Annotated in this window: 12 protein-coding genes; 6 read left to right on the forward strand and 6 right to left on the reverse strand. The window is 71.8% G+C overall.

Translation table 11 applies throughout. The features are described from left to right. Position 1: 1 nt before the first annotated feature. Positions 2 to 2,440, reverse strand: coding sequence for a type VI secretion system Vgr family protein (locus WME76_RS21915; protein ID WP_437962022.1), 2,439 nt, complete (start codon positions 2,438 to 2,440; stop codon positions 2 to 4). Positions 2,441 to 2,647: 207 nt separating this feature from the next. Next, the gene (locus tag WME76_RS21920) at positions 2,648 to 3,445 is read right to left on the reverse strand and encodes an N-formylglutamate amidohydrolase (RefSeq protein ID WP_437962023.1); all 798 of its coding nucleotides are present in this window, start codon (positions 3,443 to 3,445) and stop codon (positions 2,648 to 2,650) included. Between the two features lie 187 nt (positions 3,446 to 3,632). Here WME76_RS21920 and WME76_RS21925 point away from each other — a divergent pair, with 187 nt between their 5' ends. Beyond that, positions 3,633 to 4,784: a hypothetical protein gene (locus WME76_RS21925; RefSeq protein WP_437962024.1), complete on the forward strand. Its 1,152-nt coding sequence runs from the start codon at positions 3,633 to 3,635 to the stop codon at positions 4,782 to 4,784. A 335-nt stretch (positions 4,785 to 5,119) separates the two neighbouring features. Here the strand turns inward: WME76_RS21925 and WME76_RS21930 are convergent, their stop codons facing one another. Then, complete coding sequence (locus WME76_RS21930; RefSeq protein ID WP_437962025.1) at positions 5,120 to 6,142, reverse strand: HEAT repeat domain-containing protein; 1,023 nt, start codon at positions 6,140 to 6,142, stop codon at positions 5,120 to 5,122. Positions 6,143 to 6,523: 381 nt separating this feature from the next. Next, positions 6,524 to 7,987: a glucose/sorbosone family PQQ-dependent dehydrogenase gene (locus WME76_RS21935; protein ID WP_437962026.1), complete on the reverse strand. Its 1,464-nt coding sequence runs from the start codon at positions 7,985 to 7,987 to the stop codon at positions 6,524 to 6,526. Between the two features lie 438 nt (positions 7,988 to 8,425). Here WME76_RS21935 and WME76_RS21940 point away from each other — a divergent pair, with 438 nt between their 5' ends. From WME76_RS21940 to WME76_RS21960, 5 genes are all read left to right on the forward strand, one after another. Next, positions 8,426 to 10,066, forward strand: coding sequence for a CotH kinase family protein (locus WME76_RS21940; RefSeq protein ID WP_437962027.1), 1,641 nt, complete (start codon positions 8,426 to 8,428; stop codon positions 10,064 to 10,066). Between the two features lie 313 nt (positions 10,067 to 10,379). Next, entirely contained in the window at positions 10,380 to 10,793 is a 414-nt protein-coding gene (locus WME76_RS21945) for a hypothetical protein (RefSeq protein ID WP_437962028.1), read from the forward strand. A 332-nt stretch (positions 10,794 to 11,125) separates the two neighbouring features. Next, positions 11,126 to 13,264, forward strand: coding sequence for an HlyD family secretion protein (locus WME76_RS21950; RefSeq protein WP_437962029.1), 2,139 nt, complete (start codon positions 11,126 to 11,128; stop codon positions 13,262 to 13,264). Positions 13,265 to 13,611: 347 nt separating this feature from the next. After that, on the forward strand, positions 13,612 to 14,229 hold the full coding sequence (locus WME76_RS21955) for a DUF47 domain-containing protein (RefSeq protein WP_437962030.1): 618 nt from the start codon (positions 13,612 to 13,614) through the stop codon (positions 14,227 to 14,229). Continuing rightward, complete coding sequence (locus WME76_RS21960) at positions 14,226 to 15,233, forward strand: anion permease (protein WP_437962031.1); 1,008 nt, start codon at positions 14,226 to 14,228, stop codon at positions 15,231 to 15,233. Before WME76_RS21955 ends, WME76_RS21960 begins: the two co-directional genes overlap by 4 nt. 39 nt (positions 15,234 to 15,272) lie before the next feature. On the opposite strand, the gene WME76_RS21965 is transcribed toward WME76_RS21960, so the two are convergent. Together WME76_RS21965 and WME76_RS21970 are read right to left on the reverse strand one after the other, a co-directional pair. After that, positions 15,273 to 16,625, reverse strand: a complete 1,353-nt coding sequence (locus WME76_RS21965) for a HAMP domain-containing sensor histidine kinase (RefSeq protein ID WP_437962032.1) — start codon at positions 16,623 to 16,625, stop codon at positions 15,273 to 15,275. 3 nt (positions 16,626 to 16,628) lie between these two features. Beyond that, complete coding sequence (locus tag WME76_RS21970) at positions 16,629 to 17,348, reverse strand: response regulator transcription factor (RefSeq protein WP_437962033.1); 720 nt, start codon at positions 17,346 to 17,348, stop codon at positions 16,629 to 16,631. Positions 17,349 to 17,381: the final 33 nt, after the last annotated feature.

Below are 17,381 nucleotides of genomic sequence, written 5' to 3' on the forward strand. Positions count from 1 at the left end.
CTCAGATCTTCGTGACGAAGGCGGAGCTGACCTTGATCGGGGCGGTGCTGATGTTCGCCGAGCCGCTCAGCGCGAGGATCAACCCGGCCTCCACCAGCTTCATGGCGGCGGCCTTCTTGTCCATCCCGATGTAGTCGAGCTTGATCCCCACGAGCTCGAGCTTCACCCCGTACAGCGTCTGGTACAGCGCGGCGTGGTCGGTCTTGAGGACGCCGCTCGCGCCCTTGTATACGTAGAGCTCGTGCTTGTTCGGCGTGAGGTCGAACGTGAACCCGAGCACCTCCCACTTCAGGTTGGTGGCCGAGATCTTCGCGTCGGGCGCCTTGATCACGAAGCTCGTGTCGCTCGACAGGTCGACGTTCCCGCCGAAGTGGCCGCCCCAGGTGGTGGCGACCTCCGTCTTCCAGCTCTTGTAGTCGTCGAAATTCTCGGCCGTGACCTTGTGCTTCCACGGCCCGGTCACCGTCGACGAGCCCTCGGGCTCGATCGTCTGCGTGTACGTGCCGTGGACGTCGTGCTTCATCCCGCCGCTCGTGATGGTCAGCTCCATCCCGCCGGTGATCGTCTGCTTCATGCCCCCGGCTTCCACGGTGTCCACGCGGCCCGTCTTGATCGTGGTCGTGCGCGTCGCGTAGTACGTCTCCGTCGCCGCGCCGGTGACCTGGAGCGTGTACGTCGCCCCGACGCCCGCCCAGAGGTTGCCCACGACCATGCTGGACTTGTTCCCGCCGACGTTCTCCCAGCAGTCGCCGCCGATCCAGGATCCGCCGTTCGCCGCCGTCGTCTCGAGGTAGCTGAACGCGACGCTGACGAGGCTGCTGCCCGCGATGGCCGGGTCGGCGTTCTCGGGGGACAGGAACGAGCCGATCTGGGTCTCGCCGTCGCCCGTGTAGACCGAGCCGTGGCCGGCGCTCGGGGTCCCCATGTAGATGCCGGTGCGGTTGTTCGGCGTGTGGAGGAAGATGAACTCCTTGCCCTGCTCATCCTCGAGCACGAGCTGGTTGCCGCTCCCGGTCCGGATGATGTTCTGGCTGTGGTTGCGCTCCCCGACCACGCTCGGCCGGTGCGCGTTGGGCACCACGCCGGCGATGAAGGGCCGGTCCGGGTCGCCGCCGAGGAAGGCGATCATCACCTCGGTCCCCTTGCGCAGCGGGAAGTGGAAGCCCTCCGTGGTCCCGCCGTGGGGCTGCATCATGCGCACGCGCGTCGAGACGCGCGCGTCGGGCAGCCCGCTCGTGTCGAACTCGAAGCGGACGAGGTAGCGGCCGTCGGCGTCGATCTGGGCGTACTGGCTGTCGGCGGGGCCGCAGACGACGGCGTTCTCGAACCCGTAGATGCGCGGCCAGGGCGTCGTCTGCGGCGCGCGGAACTGCGCGTCGGCCGGGATCGCGAGCAGCTTGACGCCGTAGGTGTGCCTGTCCGAGAGCCGCGTCAGCCGCGCGATCTCCGGCGTGATCGCGGCGATCGACGCGGCGTGGTGCACCTCCAGCGCGAGCCACTCTTCGCCGACGTCGCCCGGCTGGTCCTCCAGCGAGAACCGGTACCCGGCGCGCGGGCCGAGCACGTCGCCGCTCCCGCGCAGGGTCACCTCGCGGCAGCCGATCGACTGCGCGCGCACCTGTGCGAGGCGCTCGGCGTCGCTCTGCACGAAGACGCGGTAGCCGTGCTCGCGGATCGCGCCCAGCCCGTTCGCGGTGATGCTGCTCTCGCCCTTCACCGACGCGGACGGGTTCGCGTAGTTGTAGTCGGCGATGGTGACCGTCTTCGGGAGCCACTGGACGTCCTGCTCGAGGTGGTTCAGGCCCGGCGGCGCGGTCACGTCGTCGCCGAAGAGGGGGATGTAGCGCACCGCGCCGCCGCCCGGGAAATCGTCGTGCAGCCCGCGGTCGTCGACGACGACGAGCACCTCGCTCGATCCGTCGTCGGGGTGCTCGAAGAAGTAGTAGAGGCCCTCGCGCTCGAGCCACCGGTGGAAGAACGCGAGGTGCGTCTCCCGGTACTGCGCGACGAACTCCTCGACCGGGTAGTCCCCCTCGTCGATCAAGAAGCGGAAGTCGCTGGCCGCGAGCCCGCCGCTCTGGAGCGTCGCCGCGAGGAACTCCTTCACCGGCTGGTTCGTGAAGACGTGGCTGCGCCAGAAGTGGCGCAGGAGCCAGAGCTTCGGCACGAGCAGCGCCTGGTACAGCGCGCGCTCGGCGTTCTGGTGCAGCAGGCGCACGCTCGCGAGGACCCCATGCAGGACGAACGGCTCGTTCCCGTCGCCGCGGGTCGCGCGCACGGTCGCCCGCTCGCCCACCGCCTTGCGCACGTCGGTGTTCGCGGGGACCGAGAAGAAGAGCTCGAACTCGTACGGCTGGGAGACGTGCTCGGTGCCCCGGAAACCGATGAACGTGACGCCGGCGAGCGCCGAACACGTGAACGAAAATCCGTCGTGGCGCATGGAGAGCCTCCCCGTCCCTGACCTTGGTGCCGAGCGCGGAATGTCCGTGCTTCGCGTCACGGCGTCAACATGCGCACGTCCGCCGACAGCGCGGTGGATGACGTGGATCCAGCATGAGATGTGCACACACATGCGCCGCAGACCTCAGGATGGTGACGGTTCGACGACACGCGCGGCCGAGGGGCGCGCGGCGGGCGCGCGGGGGGGTCACCGCGCGGCGGACGCGGCCGTGAGCGCGGCCAGGACGCCGCGCGTGAAGCGCCGGAGGCGCGCGACGTCCTCGGGGCGCGGGGCGAGGTCGCGCGCGTCGCAGTAGAGCCGGCGGGAGATCTCGATCTGGAGCGCGTGCACCCCGTCGCCCGGGCGCGCGTGCCGCTCGAGGGCGTGGCCGCCGGGGAACGGGTCGTCCAGCGCGAGCGACAGGCCGTGCGCGCGCGCGACCTCGACGACCGCGTCGCGCGCCCAGCCGGCCGCGCACGCGCCGCCCCGCGTGCCGAGCACGACGTCGGCCGCGCCAGGGAACAGGACGTCGGGGTACGCGTGCGCCGAGACGAGGATCGCGACGCCGCCGCGCGCGCGCGCGGCGGCGAGGCGCGCGGCGACCTCGGCGTGGTACGGCTCGAACACGTCGCGCACGCGGCGCTCGACCTCGGCGCGCGGCGGCGGGCTCTCGAGCCACTGCTCGCCGCTGGCGGAGCGCCGTCGCACCTCCCGCAGCCCGTAGGGGAGCTTGTCCTCGTACGGCGTGGGGACGCGCGGGGCGGTGTTGAGGTCGATGACGTAGCGGCTCAGCGTCGCGACGATGAGCGCGGCGCCCTCGAGCGGGGCGTCGCCGAAGAGGGCGTCCGCCGCGACGTCCGCGTCCGCCGCGAGGGCGCGCTCCGGCACGCGGGTGAAGCGCGCCGCGGCCTCGTCCACGAGCAGCCCCGCGTGCGGGACCTCGACGACGACCGGTCCGGGCGCTCCGGGCTCGTGGACGTGGAAGGGAGGCGGCGGCGCGGACATCGTTCCTCCGGGAGGTGGGCGCGGCCGGGTGTAGGCGCGGGGCGCGCGGGACGGCAAGGGTCCGGCGCCCTCGCCGGGATCGCCGGACAGCGGCGCCCTCCGGCGAGGCCCCGGTGTCCGGCGAGGAGACGGCGCCGGCGCCGGGTTTTTCGCACGGGCGCCGCGGATTGCGCTCTCATGGCGCGCCATGGGACACCGGTTGTGGCTGCTCGTGAGCCGCTATCACCTGGACCCCGGGATGTCGTCGGTCCTGGTGGATGCCGTCGCGACGGCCGGCCTGCTCGTCCTCGCCGCGATCGCGCTCCGGCTGTCGCGCCGGCAGCGCCGGGCCGCCGCGCGGGCCGACGCCTCGCTCAAGGGCGACGCCGCGCTCGCGCCCGGCGAGGCCATCGTGGTGGGCACGGTCGAGCGGGCGCCAGGGGCGGACGTCGCCGTGCGCGTCGAGGTCGAGCAGGAAGGGACCGAGTCCGAGAGCTCCGGCGTCTGGAGCCACCAGTGGGTCGAGACGGGCCGCAAGGTCCGTGTCCACCCCTTCTATCTTCGCCACGCCTCCGGCGCGCTCGTACGTGTGGAGCCGGGCGAGGACGTGATGCTCGTCGACGCGCTCGACGGCATGATCCGGGTCGATCTCACCCGGCGCATCCGGGTCGCCGAGATCATGCCCGGCGAGAAGGTCTTCGCGCTCGGCGAGCTCCGGCGCGCGCCGGATCCCGAGGCGCCGGCCCAGGGATACCGCGAGAAGGCGCTGGGGGACGTGCTCGTGCCCCGGCGCGGGCAGCCGATGCTCGTCTCGTCCGAGCCGCTCGACCAGCGGTTCGCGCGCAGGGCGGCGTTCCACCGGCGGTGGGCCGTCGCCGCCGTGGTCGCGTCGCTGGCGTTCAACGCCGCGTTCGCGGGCTTCCACGCGCGCCGCTGGCTCGGTGAGACGGTGGATGTCCGCGTGACGCAGCTGCGAGAGCAGGAAGACCGCGACGGCGACAACACCCGCTTCGTCGTCACGATGCAGGCCGCCGACGGCGTCCTCTTCTCGGACGAGGTGCCCCATGCCACCTTTGGCCGGCTCCGCGGGGTCGAGCGGCTGAAGGCACGTTATGTCCCATCGTGGACCGCCGCCAGCGCGGTCGGCCCCGACGTGACCGCCCACTCCGCCGCTTACGTCGCGTTGCCGCTCCTCGGCGCCATCGCGCTCGCCTACGCCGTCCGCGCGCGCTCCACGATACCCTGGTACGAGAAGAAGCTGTCCGAGCGGGGCAGCGGCAGGCTGCCGGGCAGCACGTCTGCCCCGCGCAGGGCCGCGAAGCGCCCGGAGGGTCGCCGTCAGAAGCCCGCTTCTGGATGACCGCCGACCCGAGGCGTCGAGGGAGCGCCGCTAGGAGCGCTCCACGCACCGAACGTAAGCTTCCTGTTCGGCGTCGCAGGTGCCCTCCTTCACGGAGGGCACCCCTTCTTCACCGCACGCCCAGGCGCTCGCCGGCTGCCGCGCGAAGCAGGCCAGAGCGACCTGCATCTCGGCGCTGCAAGGCGCCTGGGCCTGCATGGCCGCGCAGGCGGCAAGACACTGATCCGCGTGCAAACACCCGAGCGCTTGCGATGTGGCGCACTGGCCCTCGCAGACGCCGGCAGCGCCCGTCGCGCTCGCGCGCCGGGCAGGGCCGGGCGCCGCGGTCGCTGGGCTCACCGGCGGCCCGGGCGCGGCCGCCGGCCGGGGACCTGGGCTGGCTGCGGTGAGCTCCGCGCGCGCGGGCGCGTCGGCTGCCGCGACCTCCGCGCGTGCCTCGGGCTGGCATCCCACGGCCGCGAGCAACAGGGCGTAGCGCAGTCGAAGTTGAGCTTGCATGGTCGACCTCCCGTCAGCCCCGCGAGCGCGGCCTGCGCCGCGCGCCGGACGCCCTCGCGTTCGTCCTCGTTGTCCGCCACCTGTTGCAGCGTGGGGCGCACGTCGGGACGCGCGCGGAGCCAGCGCTCCAGGAGCTGGACGGCCTTGAGTCGGCTCTGCGCTTCGGGAGCGCCCGTCGCGAGCTCCGACACGCCCCGGACCAGGGCGTCCGACGGGCTGCGCACCGAGGCGGCGTTCAGCGCGGCGAGCCGCAGGTTGAGCGCGAGCTCGACCTTGAGCTGCTCCACCAGGATGCCGTCCACCTCGGGACGGTCCATCAGCCGGATCGACTCGATGGCAGCCGCTCGGATCGACTCGTCCTTGTCGTTCAGCAGCGGTCGCACGGCCTCGAATGCTCCGGGGTAACCCGAGTTGGCGATCCCGCGGAGCACGTGGACGCGCCTGGTGTGCTGCGATCTCGGCAGCTCCGCGAGCAGCGCTTCGGCCGCGCGCTTCGACGCCTCGATCTGCCCTGCCGCGCGCAGGTGCCGCGAGAACGTGCCAAGTCCGTAGAGCGCGTACTCGCTCAGGGTGTCATGCTCGAGCCAGCCGATCAGCGCGTCGATCGACCTCGCGTCCGGCCATTGCGTGGCGATCAGGCTGTATGCAGCCGCCGAACGCTGGCGTTCGCTCAGCTCCTTGTCGTTCGCCAGGGCGACGAGCGCCGCCTGCGGCTCGGCGTGCGTCAGCTCGAGCCGCGCCGGGGGCGCGGGGACCGAACGCGAGGAACCGCGCAGCTCACCGCCTGCCTCGGGCGCCGGCGCTCCGGCTGAAGCCGCCGTCGCTCCGGCGCAAGAGCCCCACCCACAGCCGCCGAGCACCGAACGTCAGCCCGCGGAGAGCCCAGCCGCGTCGGCTGCCGGCGTCCAGCAGGCGGCCGCGCCGCGTTGTGATGCGCTCGCGCGCTGTGGCGAACACGGCATCTGCCCCGTAGGGAGCGGATGCTTCGACCTCAAGCGCTGCGGGGGCACGGTGTGCACCACGGTGGAGGCCGCTTGCGCCATCGAATGCGGACGTCCGGGGTGCTCGCTGCTCAAGAGCTTGCCCCCTCAGATCGATTGCTCGCCCTGAGCGATCCGCCTGGCTGAGCCAGGAGGCGTGGGGCGGCGTGACGAGCGCACGCGCGGCTCGCCATCAGGTCCTGAAGGAGCCGGGCAAGGCCTGCGCCGGTACGACGCAGGCCCGGCTCCTCGGGCGCTGGCTCAGTGCGCTCCCGTGTACTTGAACTCGAGGATCGCTCCCGGGTTGTCCAGGACCGTCGTACCCAGATCGGTCAGTCCGCTCGTGCCCCCCGCCGGGTCCGTGATCACGTAGAATGTCCGGCGGTCCGGGCCGATCGCGAGGTCGCGGTAGCGATTGCTGGTATGAAACTCGCGAACAGGCTCGCCGACCACGGATTTCCCGTTCGCGCTCAGCTTCACCCGGAACACCGAGCCCCTCTTGAGGCTGGTGATCAGGAGAGAGTTCCCCCACCCCGGGACGCCGCGCCCTGCGCGGTAGTAGTGGAGCGAGGAGGGCGCGATCGTGGGCCAGCAGATCCAGTTGAATTGCTCTCCGCACACCGAGGTGCTGAAGTCGTAGTCGTCCTCTACGGTGTAGAAGGTGAGGAGCGGCTCCCGGAAGTCGGGGTGGCTCCAGGCGCTCTCCTCCTGCTGTGGGACGGAGGGAGGCGCCTCGAGGTCGTTCCACTCGAGCGCCTCGCAGGGCGTCGGGCTCGAGGCCGACCAGTTGTCGTACGTGTACGCCTGGTCGTCCTGATAGCCGGCGACGTGCGGCCAGCCGTAGTTCTTGCCGGGCAGGATGAGGTTCAGCTCGTCATCGCTCTTCGGCCCATGCTCGTTCGCGTAGAGCTTGCCGCCCCGGCCGAACGTGAGGCCCTGCGCGTTGCGGTGGCCGTACGAATAGACATGGCTGCGGGTGCCGTCGATCCGCGGGTTGTCGTGCGGGATCGAGCCGTCGGGGTTCAAGCGCAGGACCTTGCCGACGTACCTCGACCAGTCGTGCGCCGCGACGTCCGCCGCGGTGGGCAGCTCCTGCGCGCGGATGGGGAGGCACTTCCTGCCAAACTGGTTGTTCCCCTGATCCCCGACCGTGTAGTAGAGCTTCCGATCCGGGCCGAAGACGAGCCGCGCGGAGTTGTGATCGTCGCTCCCGGGCAGGCCGGTGATGACGTCGAACGGGCTCCCCAGGGTCTCGGTCCCCGGATCGTACGTGTAGCGGCGGATCTTCGTCCTGCGGTCCACGGTCGGGCCGGCATCGACGTCGTAGGTGAAGGAGACGTACACGTAGTCTCTGCCCTTGCCCTGGAGCAGATCCGGGTGCAGGGCCAGGCCCAGCACCCCGTCCTGTCCCCCCGATTGGAACGCTTCCTCGATGGTGACCGCGGTCGTCTGCTGCCCGTCCTCCGGCCGCACGCGCAGGACCCGCTTCGACACGCGCTCGGTCAGCCACAGGAAGCCGTCCGGACCCAGGACGATCCGCATCGGATACTGCAGGCCTCGGGTGATCTCGCGCGAAGCGAAGGAGGCTGCCTCGCCGGCGCTGCCCTCATCGCCCTCGTCGCCAGGCTCGCCGTCGACGACGGCATCCCCGTGAGCTCCGACAGGACCGTCCGGGCGATCCGCCGGGCCGCACCCGGCGAAGCCCCAGGAAGCCGTGGCGAGCAAACCAACCTGGGCCAGGAAAACAGCTGGGCTGCGTGAGACGAAGAGGGACATAGAGCTACCTTGCCGTTTCTTTCGATGGAGGACGCGGAACGGGGTCCACGCGCCAGGGCGCGGTGGATGTGCTGAGAGAGCTTCCAGCGTCGCGGGCGCGTACGGCGTCCGACAAGCTGTGTACCGATCAAAGTGATCGGTCCTTACAATAAGGAGCACAGATGTGCTTGCCAATGTCAAGCCGATTCTGTGTCGCAGTACGATCGACACGTTGCGTGAACGCGCGCAGAGCACACTGGCGGATGTGTGCGACGAGCGCCTGCACGCGCTCCGTCGGCGCGGGCGGGTCCGTCGAGGGGCCTTCACATATGGAAACAATTCCTTCATCCGCGTCACACGATTCCGTCACAGCATCTCCGCGGACCACGCGTCCACGGGAGTGACTTCATGGAGACTAGATTCCTTACAACCGCGGCAGCGGCCCTTGTGCTGGCCACCGCGGCGCTTCAGGGCTGCGGTGAATCGGCCCCCGACAACGACGCGAGCGCGGGCGCGACCGCCGGCACGGGCACGCCCGGGGGAGGCACGGGAGGACAGGGCACGGGGGGAGACGGCACCGGCGGCGACGACGCCAAGGAGGAGCCCGACTACGGCGCTGCGTTCCCGCAGGACCGCGTGCCGCGCCTCGACATCACCATCACGCCGGAGAACTGGCAGGCCTTGCTCGACGACATGACCGAGCTGGTGGGCCCGTTCGGCGAGGGCGGCCCCGGCGGCCCCGGCGGCGAGGGCGGTCCTGGAGACCCCGACGCCGGCCCGCCGGAGGAGCTCTTCGCCGCGTGCGAGGGCCTCGCTGTCGACGACGCCTGCACCGCGCAGCTCTTCGGCGACGAGTTCGCGGGGACGTGCGCCGAGTTCAGCGACGGCCGCCTGTTTTGTTTACCGAGCGGCGGCCCCGGCGGGCCGGGCGGGCCAGGCGGCGGCAACGTCGATCTGATCGACGGAACGCCCGTTTACGTCGAGTGCGACGTCGCGACCGAGGGCGGAGCGTGGCGTCACGTCGGCATCCGCTTCAAGGGCAACTCGAGCCTTGCCATGTCCTGGTCGCAGGGCATCTCGAAGCTCCCGCTCCGCCTCTCGTTCGACAGGTTCGAGGACGAGTATCCGGAGATCAAGGACCAGCGGTTCCACGGCTTCAAGAACCTGAGCCTGTCCAACGGCACGGCGGACCAGTCGCTCCTTCGCGAGAAGATCGCCACCGAGATCTTCGGCAAGGCGGGCGTCCCCGTGCCCGCGACCGCCTTCTACCGCGTCTTCGTCGATCACGGGGACGGGCCCACCTACTTCGGGCTGTACACCGGGGTCGAGCTCCCCTCGGACAAGGTGTTCCTGAGGACCCAGTTCGGCGACGACGAGGGCAACCTCTACAAGCCCGACGGCGCCGGCGCCACCTGGGCCACCTGGGCGCCGGACACCCTCGGCAAGGAGAACAACGAGGACGAGGCCGACTTCTCGGACGCCCAGGCGCTCTTCGACGCGCTCCACGCGGACCGCACCGACGCCGCGGCGTGGCGCGCCGGGCTGGAGGCCCGCTTCGACGTCGACGGCTTCCTGCGCTGGCTCGCCGTCAACACCGTGATCCAGGACTGGGACCAGTACGGCCGGATGCCGCACAACTACTACCTTTACGCGGACGCCGAGAGCAACGGCCAGCTCCGGTGGATCCCCTGGGATCACAGCTTCGCGTTCTCGACGGGCGGGTTCGGCGGACCGGGGATGTCCCTCGCGCTGGACGAGATCACCGAGGAATGGCCGCTGATTCGCCTCCTCCTCGACGATCCGGTCTACGCCGAGACGTACCGGGGCTATCTCGCCCGGACCGTGCAGGTCGAGTACGAGCCGGCCGTCGCCGAGCAGCGCTTCCGCGAGGCGCACGCGCTGATCGCGCCGTACGTCGTCGGCCCGGAGGGCGAGATCGAGGGGCACACCTTCGTGGAATCGGAGGCCTCGTTCAACGAGGCCCTCGACGCGCTGATCGCGCACGCCAGCGCGCGCCAGCAGGACGTGACCACGTTCCTCGGGCAGTGACGCACAGGGATCGCTGACCGGCGGGCGCCGCGCGGAGAGCCACCATGTTCGAGCTGTTCGAGCCTGTCATCACCGGGAGCGCCTTCGAGTGGCGCAAGGCCGTGGTGGCCCTCCTGCTCGCCTTCGGGCTGGGCCAGACGATCGCCGGCGTGTACATGGTCACCTTCCGCGGCCTGTCGTACGCGCGGACGGTCGTGCACGGGATGGCCATGGGCAGCGTGATCACGTGCATGCTGATGCTCGCCGTCGGCACCAACATCGCCGCGGGCATCGGCGTCGCGGGCGGCCTGAGCGTGGCCGCTTCCGCACGACGATGCGCGACCCGCGCGACATCATCTTCGTGTTCGCGGCGCTCGGCGTGGGGATGGCGTGCGGCCTCCAGTCCTACGGCACCGCCATCGCGGGGACGTCGATCTTCGGGGGCGGGGCCGTGCTCCTCCACGTCACGGGCTACGGCGCGCGCCGGCAGCCGGATGGACTCCTGCGCTTCGTCGCGCCCTCGGGACCGGGGCTGGAGGACGCCATCACGAGGATCCTCCGCGCGCACTGCCGCACCTTCTCGCTGGTGACGCTGCGCGAGGCGGCGCAGGGGACGGTGATGGAGCACGCCTACCAGATCAGCGTCCTCGCCGTCGACCTCCGCACGCCGCTCGTCACCAGCCTCCAGGCCCTCCCGGGGGTGCACGACGTTTCCCTGATGCTGCAGGAGCCAACGCTGGATCTCTGAATCAGGGACCGGGCCCTGCGCTCGCCCGGCATATCGCACATCGCCTGGACCCAGGGGCCACAGCAGCCCTGGTGTGCAGCGGACCATCACCGTGTCTCTCACGCTCGCTCCTGGTTTCGTGATGAGAAGAATATGAACCACAGAGGCACAGAGGGCACAGAGGAGAGAGAGAGAGAGAGAGAGAGAGAATCATTTGTTTCTTCTCTTTCCTCTGTGCCCTCTGTGCCCTCTGTGCCTCTGTGGTTCATTCTCTCACGACACCAGGAACGAGCGTGGCGACGCCATGATGGCTCGCACCGATGATTCATTGCGCCGTTCGCGAGGATCCTCCGATGATGTTCCCCCACCGACTCCGCGCGGCGCTCCAGGACGCCGCCCCCTGGATCTGCCTGGTCGCCACCTTCGGCGTCACCGCGTACCTCCACTTCGGCGACGGCGAGCGCGGGCCCATCGTCGGGTTCGAGCAACCGGTGATCCAGGCGCTCGCGCCGACCGAGATCGCGCGGGTGGCGGCGATCCACGTCAGCCTCGACGACGAGGTGGCCCCGGGGCAGATCGTGGCCCTGCTGGACACCTCGGCGATCGACGCCGAGATCGCCGTCGCCCAGGCGGAGGCGGCGCAGCTCGAGGCCGAGGGGCGGGCCGAGCAGAGCCTCCTCGCGCAGGAGCTCGACATGAGCGTCGAGGAGCTGCAGCGCGAGCTGGCCCGGCAGCGCGAGGAGCAGCGCCAGGTGAGCGCCGAGGCCAGGGTGCTCGACGGCGAGGTCTCCAGGGTCAAGCGGCTCGTCGAGGACCGGATGGCCGTCCTCGACGACCTGTCCAAGCTCAGCGTGCAGCAGGCCGCCGCCGCGGCCGTCGCCGCGGAGAAGCCCCGCACGATCGGCCTCCTGTCGCGGCAGATCCAGGCCGCGGAGCGGCGCCTGCAAGCGCTGAAGGGGCAGCCGTCCGCGACCGCGGCCAAGCTGGAGGCCGACCTGCTCGTGGCCCGGCGCAACGTCGAGCTGCTCGAGCAGCGCCGGGCCGGCTACGCGCTCCGCGCCACCCACGGCGGGCGCGTCGCCGGCGTCGACAAGCAGGTCGGCGACGTGGCCGCGCCCGGCGAGCCGGTGGTGCGCGTGGTCAGCCCGCGCGGCAACGTCGTCGCCTGCGTCCCGGAGCGCTTCGCGCTCGGCCTCGCCGAAGGAGACGCCGCCCGGCTCTGGATCCGCGGCCAGCGCAGCGAGGCGCTCCCCGGCAAGATCGTCGCGCTGGGCCCGCTCGTCGCCGAGCTGCCCCTGCGCTGCTGGACGTCGCCGCGGCAGCCCATGTGGGGGCGCGAGGTCACCGTCGCGCTGGACCACCCCATGAACCTCCTCGCCGGCCAGGCGTTCGACGTGGTGTTCACGCCGGCCCGCGGCGCGCAGGCCCCCGCGCCGCCGCCACCCGCCGCCTCATCGGCCGCGGCCACCCCCCCGCCCGCCGCGACAGCGCCCCCGCCCGCCGCGACAGCGCCCCCGCCCGCCGCGACAGCGCGCGCGCTCGCCATGAGGGTGCCGCCGGCGCTCTCGCGGCGATCGCGGCTCGAGCCTTCGGGGATCCTCGCCCGCCCGGGCGAGGCGCGTTACCTGATCGTCAGCGACGACACCGGCCACGACGGCGAGGACGGCGAGGGCGCGCCGTGGCTCTTCACGATGTCCGCGACCGGCGACGTCCACCCGGAGCCGGTCGCCGTGGAGGGCGTCGACGAGTTCGTCGACGTGGAGGGGATCGCCGCCGGCGACGGGGGCGAGATCTACCTGCTCTCGTCGCAGAGCCACAACAGGAAGGGGCGGCGCAAGCCGGGCCGCACGGCGCTCCTCCGCCTGCGCAGCGACGGCCCGGGCTTCCGCGTCGACGGCGAGATCCACCTCGCCGAGATGCTCGACGCGAGCCCCGAGCGCGCCGCGGCGCTCGGCCTCCCCCACGGGACGCGCGACCTCGACATCGAGGGCCTGGCCTTCCACAAGGGCGCGCTCTACCTCGGGCTGAAGGCCCCGCTCGACGCGCAGGGCAACGCGATGATCTGGCGGATCGCCTCGCCGGGCGCGCTCTTCCCGGCGGGGCGACCCGCGGCGGTCAACGCCGGCAAGGGCAAGCAAAGCAAGCTCCCGGTGGACCCGAGGCCCCTCGAGGACGCCGGCTTCTCGCCGTGGGCGCGCGCGCGCCTCGACGTGGATCTCGCGGGCCGCGCCGCGCCGGGCGGCATCTCCGATCTGCTGTTCCTGCCCGACGGCTCGCTCGCGATCGCGTCCACGCCCTCCACGGCGGACGGCGACGCGGGCGCGCTGTGGCGCGTCGACGGCCCGCAGGCCGGCACGCTCGCCCCGCGCCTCGTGCAACGCTTCCCGGGGCTGAAACCCGAGGGGATCGCCCCCTCGCTGTCCCCGGGCAAGCTGATGGTCGTCTTCGACGCCGGCAGCAGCGTCCCGTCGTTCCAGGAGCTCTCGTGGTGACCGCCCAGCGCCCTCCTCGCCTCGCCCGGCCTCGCCTCCCCCGCCCCGCCCGCCGATCCGCGGCGATCGCTCTCCCTGCAGCGTCAGCGCTGCGGTCACGCCATCGCGCGGCCCGGTGCCCAGGTCGCACGTCAGCAGCCCGCACGACTCGAGCGCGCGGAGGTGCGCCCCCCGCCCGTCCTCGAAGAACACCGGAGTTGCAACTCTTCAACGTACTTGATCGGCTGGACCGGCAGTGGGCCTCCCAGGCGGCTGAGCCGACGTCGATTGTTTGCGTCGCACAACGGGTTGTTTGTGAATGTTTGCGCGCGTTGACGCGCGCGGCGGCGGCGGGTTAAGCCGTGGCCATGGGATTGACCCGCGACGCTGTCTTCTTTGACGCCCTCGCCGAGCACGCGCAGAAGAGCGTCGCCGCGAGCGAGCTCCTCCTGGACATGCTCGAACGGCTCCAGGACGCCCCGGAAATTGCCAAGAAGATCAAGGAGATCGAGCACGAGGGGGACCGGATCACCCACCGGTGCCTGGCCGCGCTGCACAAGACATGGATCACCCCGCTCGACCGGGAGGAGATCCACGCGCTGATCACCAAGCTCGACGACGTGCTCGATTGCATCGAGGCCGCCAGCGAGCGCATCGTCCTCTTCGAGATCCAGACAGCGCTGCCGGAGGCGCGCCATCTCGCGGAGTCGGTGGTGACCGCGTGCGTCACCATGAGCGCTGCGACCAGCTCGCTCCGCGACATGAAGGACCGCGACCGGCTGCTCCAGCTCTGCGTCGAGATCAACCGCCACGAGAACGCCGCCGACGCGCACTACCGCGTGGCGCTGGCGGCGCTCTTCAAGCAGGGCAGCGACCCGCTGCTCGTCATGAAGTGGCGCGACATCTACGATCAGCTCGAGAACGCCACCGACCGCTGCGAGGACGTCGCCAACATCATCGAGGGCGTGGTGCTCGAGCACGCATGACCAGCTACGTCATCGCCATCATCGTCGTGGCGCTGGTCTTCGATTTCATCAACGGCTTCCACGACGCCGCCAACTCCATCGCCACCGTGGTCTCGACGCGGGTGCTCTCCCCGCGCACCGCGGTGGTCTGGGCAGCGCTCTTCAACTTCATCGCGTTCGCCCTGTTCGAGCCGACGGTCGCCCGCAACATCGCGAAGGGCGTCGAGCCGGCGTTCATCACGCCCAACGTGATCCTCGGGGGCCTCTCCGGCGCGATCGTCTGGAACCTGCTCACCTGGTGGTGGGGCCTGCCCTCGTCGTCCTCGCACGCGCTCATGGGCGGCTTCGCGGGCGCGGCCGTGCTCAGCGCCGGCCGCATCTCGGTGCTCGACACGAGGATCTTCGGCATGACCGCGGCGTTCATCGTGGTCGCGCCGCTCCTCGGCTCCGTGGTCGGGTTCGCGCTGATGCGGGCGATCCGGCGGCTCGGGCGGTCCTGGACGCCCGGGATGGTGGACACCCGGTTCCGGCGGCTGCAGCTCCTCTCGGCGGCGGCTTACTCGCTCGGGCACGGCGGCAACGACGCGCAGAAGACCATGGGCATCATCACGGCGCTGCTCGTCTCGGCCGGCGTCCAGGAGGGCGGCGCGAGCGTGCAGCCGATGGTCTGGGTGGTGCTGGTCTGCCAGGCCGCCATGGCCCTGGGCACGCTGTCGGGCGGGTGGCGGATCGTGAAGACGATGGGGATGAAGATCACCAAGCTGAAGCCCGTGGGCGGCTTCGCCGCAGAGACCGCGGGCGCGGCCACGCTCTTCGGCGCGACCGCGCTCGGCGTCCCGGTGAGCACAACGCACACGATCACCGGCGCGATCGTCGGCGTGGGCGCCGTGGACGGCCGTCTGTCGGCCGTGCGCTGGGGGGTGGCCGGCCGCATCGTCTGGGCCTGGATCTTCACCATCCCGGCCTCGGCGCTGCTCGCCGCCCTCATCTACGCCGCCGCCCGCGCGCTGACCGGCGCGCCCTGACGCCGCGCGCGCGTACGGCTCCCGATCGCGCCCTGCCCCTCACGGATCGCGCGCGATCGGGAGCCGCACGCGCGCGCGCGTCCCCTCGTTCGGGGCGCTCGCGAGCTCGATCCGGCCGCCGTGGGCGTCGACGATGCGCTTCGCCAGCGCCAGGCCGAGCCCCAGGCCCCCTGTCGCGCGGGTGCGGCTCCTGTCGGCGCGGAAGAACGGCCGGAACACGCGCGGCAGATCGGCGGCGGCGATGCCGACGCCCCGGTCGATCACGTCGATCGCGACCTCCTCGCCGCCGCGCGCGACGAGCTCGATCGCCTCCGCGCTCCGCTCCGTGTACTTGTGGGCGTTCTCGAGCAGGTTGTCGACGACGCGCCGCAAGAGCACCGGGTCGGCGTCGACCGGAGGCAGCTCCTCGGGCACGTCGACCCGCAGCGCCCGCCTCGGGTGCGCCGCGCGGAAGCGCGACGCCGCGCGCGCGAGCAGATCGAGGACGTCCACGCGCTCGCGCCGGAGCGGGGGGATGCCGCCCGGCGAGGCGGCGTCCTCGAGGTCGAGCCGGGCGGCGGTGAGGACGTCGCTGATGAGCCGCTCGAGCTCGTCGAGGTCGCCGCCGATGTCGGCGAGCAGCTCCCGGGCGACGGCCACGTCCCCCTCCGCCTCCGAGATCAGCGCGAGCGCCACGCGGATGCGCGACAGGGGCGTGCGCAGCTCGTGCGAGACGTTGGCGAGCAGCTCCCGCTCGGCCCTGAGCAGCTCGGCCACGCGCTCGGCCATCTCGTCGAAGGCGCGGGAGACGTCGCCGAGCTCGTCCCGGTTCCGCAGGGCGGCGCGGGCCTTCAGGTCGCCGCCGCCGAAGGCGCGCGCGGCCGACGAGAGCTGGCGCAGCGGGCGCGTGAGCGTGCGCCCGAGGAGCCACGACGAGACGCCGACCACGACGAGGACGAAGGCGATCACGCGCAGCCCGCTGAACGGCGGCGGCATCGGCGGGGGGATCGCCTCGACGCGCCCCTGCCGGCCGTCAGGGAAGCGCAGCGGCGCCGTGTAGCAGCGCGGGGCCTCGGGGTCCGGCGGGAAGGCCGGGGCCGTCGTGTCGCAGCGCGGACGCCCCCCGGGGGCGTTGGTGGCGAGGAACGCGCCGTCCGGATCGATCACGGAGATCGTGGCGTTCAGGTCCTCGCGCACGATCGCGAGGGCGCCATCGAGCGCGCGCGGATCGTCGAGCGAGCGGGCGATCACGCTGGTGATGAAGCGGAGCTGCTGCTTGCCCGGGTTCACGCCCGTCCGGCGGTTCATCTCCATGACGGCGATGAAGCCGGCCACGATGACCGCGATCTGCGCGAGCCCCACGAGGTAGATGCGGAGCGCCAGCCGCCCGCGCAAGAGGTCCCGGATCGCCATGCGTCACGCCAGATCCGTCGCGTCGATCGCGAAGACGTACCCGATGCCGCGGACGGTCTTGATGATCCGGGGGCTCCTCGGATCGTCGCCGAGCTTCTTGCGGAGGTGGGAGATGTGGACGTCGATCGACCGATCGAAGGCCTCGTCGGCGCTGCCCCGCACGAGATCGACGAGCTGCTCGCGCGTGAGCACGCGCCCCGCGCGCCCGGCCAGCGCGTGGAGCAGGTCGAACTCGTAGGTCGTGAGCGACAGCTCGACGCCGTCGAGGGTCGCCCGCCGCGCGGCCGGGGCGATGGTGAGCGCGCCGACGACGAGGAGCCGCTCGGCCGCCGGGCCCGAGAGGCCGCGGGCGCGCCGCGCCTGCGCCCGGATGCGCGCGAGGAGCTCCCGCGCCGAGAACGGCTTGGCGATGTAGTCGTCCGCGCCCCCCTCGAGGCCCATCACGCGGTCGGCCTCCTCGCCGCGCGCCGTGACCATGATGATCGGCGTGTCGACGCGGGCGCGGAGCTTCTGGCAGACCTCGTAGCCGTCGATCTCGGGGAGCATGAGATCGAGGAGGACGACGTCGGGCCGCTCGCGCAGGACGCACGCGATGCCCTCGCGGGCGTCGGTCGCGACGGTGACGCGCACGTTGTGCGACTCGAGGTACCGCGCCGTGAGCCGCGCGAGCTTCTCGTCGTCCTCGATGTACACGATCGACGCCGCGCTCCGCTCCGCTGCCATCGTCGCGGCAGCGTAGCAGCGGCGCGCCGCGCC

Source organism: Sorangium sp. So ce119 (assembly GCF_051524405.1).
Taxonomy (GTDB): domain Bacteria; phylum Myxococcota_A; class Polyangia; order Polyangiales; family Polyangiaceae; genus Sorangium; species Sorangium cellulosum_G.

What these genes read in the sequence shown, in the direction of transcription:
- WME76_RS21950 (WP_437962029.1), top strand. Translation starts at nt 11,126, where the DNA reads ATGATGTTCCCCCACCGACTCCGCGCGGCGCTCCAGGACGCCGCCCCC.
- WME76_RS21965 (WP_437962032.1), bottom strand. Translation starts at nt 16,625, where the DNA reads ATGGCGATCCGGGACCTCTTGCGCGGGCGGCTGGCGCTCCGCATCTAC.
- WME76_RS21915 (WP_437962022.1), bottom strand. Translation starts at nt 2,440, where the DNA reads ATGCGCCACGACGGATTTTCGTTCACGTGTTCGGCGCTCGCCGGCGTC.
- WME76_RS21945 (WP_437962028.1), top strand. Translation starts at nt 10,380, where the DNA reads ATGCGCGACCCGCGCGACATCATCTTCGTGTTCGCGGCGCTCGGCGTG.
- WME76_RS21925 (WP_437962024.1), top strand. Translation starts at nt 3,633, where the DNA reads ATGGGACACCGGTTGTGGCTGCTCGTGAGCCGCTATCACCTGGACCCC.
- WME76_RS21960 (WP_437962031.1), top strand. Translation starts at nt 14,226, where the DNA reads ATGACCAGCTACGTCATCGCCATCATCGTCGTGGCGCTGGTCTTCGAT.
- WME76_RS21970 (WP_437962033.1), bottom strand. Translation starts at nt 17,348, where the DNA reads ATGGCAGCGGAGCGGAGCGCGGCGTCGATCGTGTACATCGAGGACGAC.
- WME76_RS21920 (WP_437962023.1), bottom strand. Translation starts at nt 3,445, where the DNA reads ATGTCCGCGCCGCCGCCTCCCTTCCACGTCCACGAGCCCGGAGCGCCC.
- WME76_RS21940 (WP_437962027.1), top strand. Translation starts at nt 8,426, where the DNA reads ATGGAGACTAGATTCCTTACAACCGCGGCAGCGGCCCTTGTGCTGGCC.
- WME76_RS21955 (WP_437962030.1), top strand. Translation starts at nt 13,612, where the DNA reads ATGGGATTGACCCGCGACGCTGTCTTCTTTGACGCCCTCGCCGAGCAC.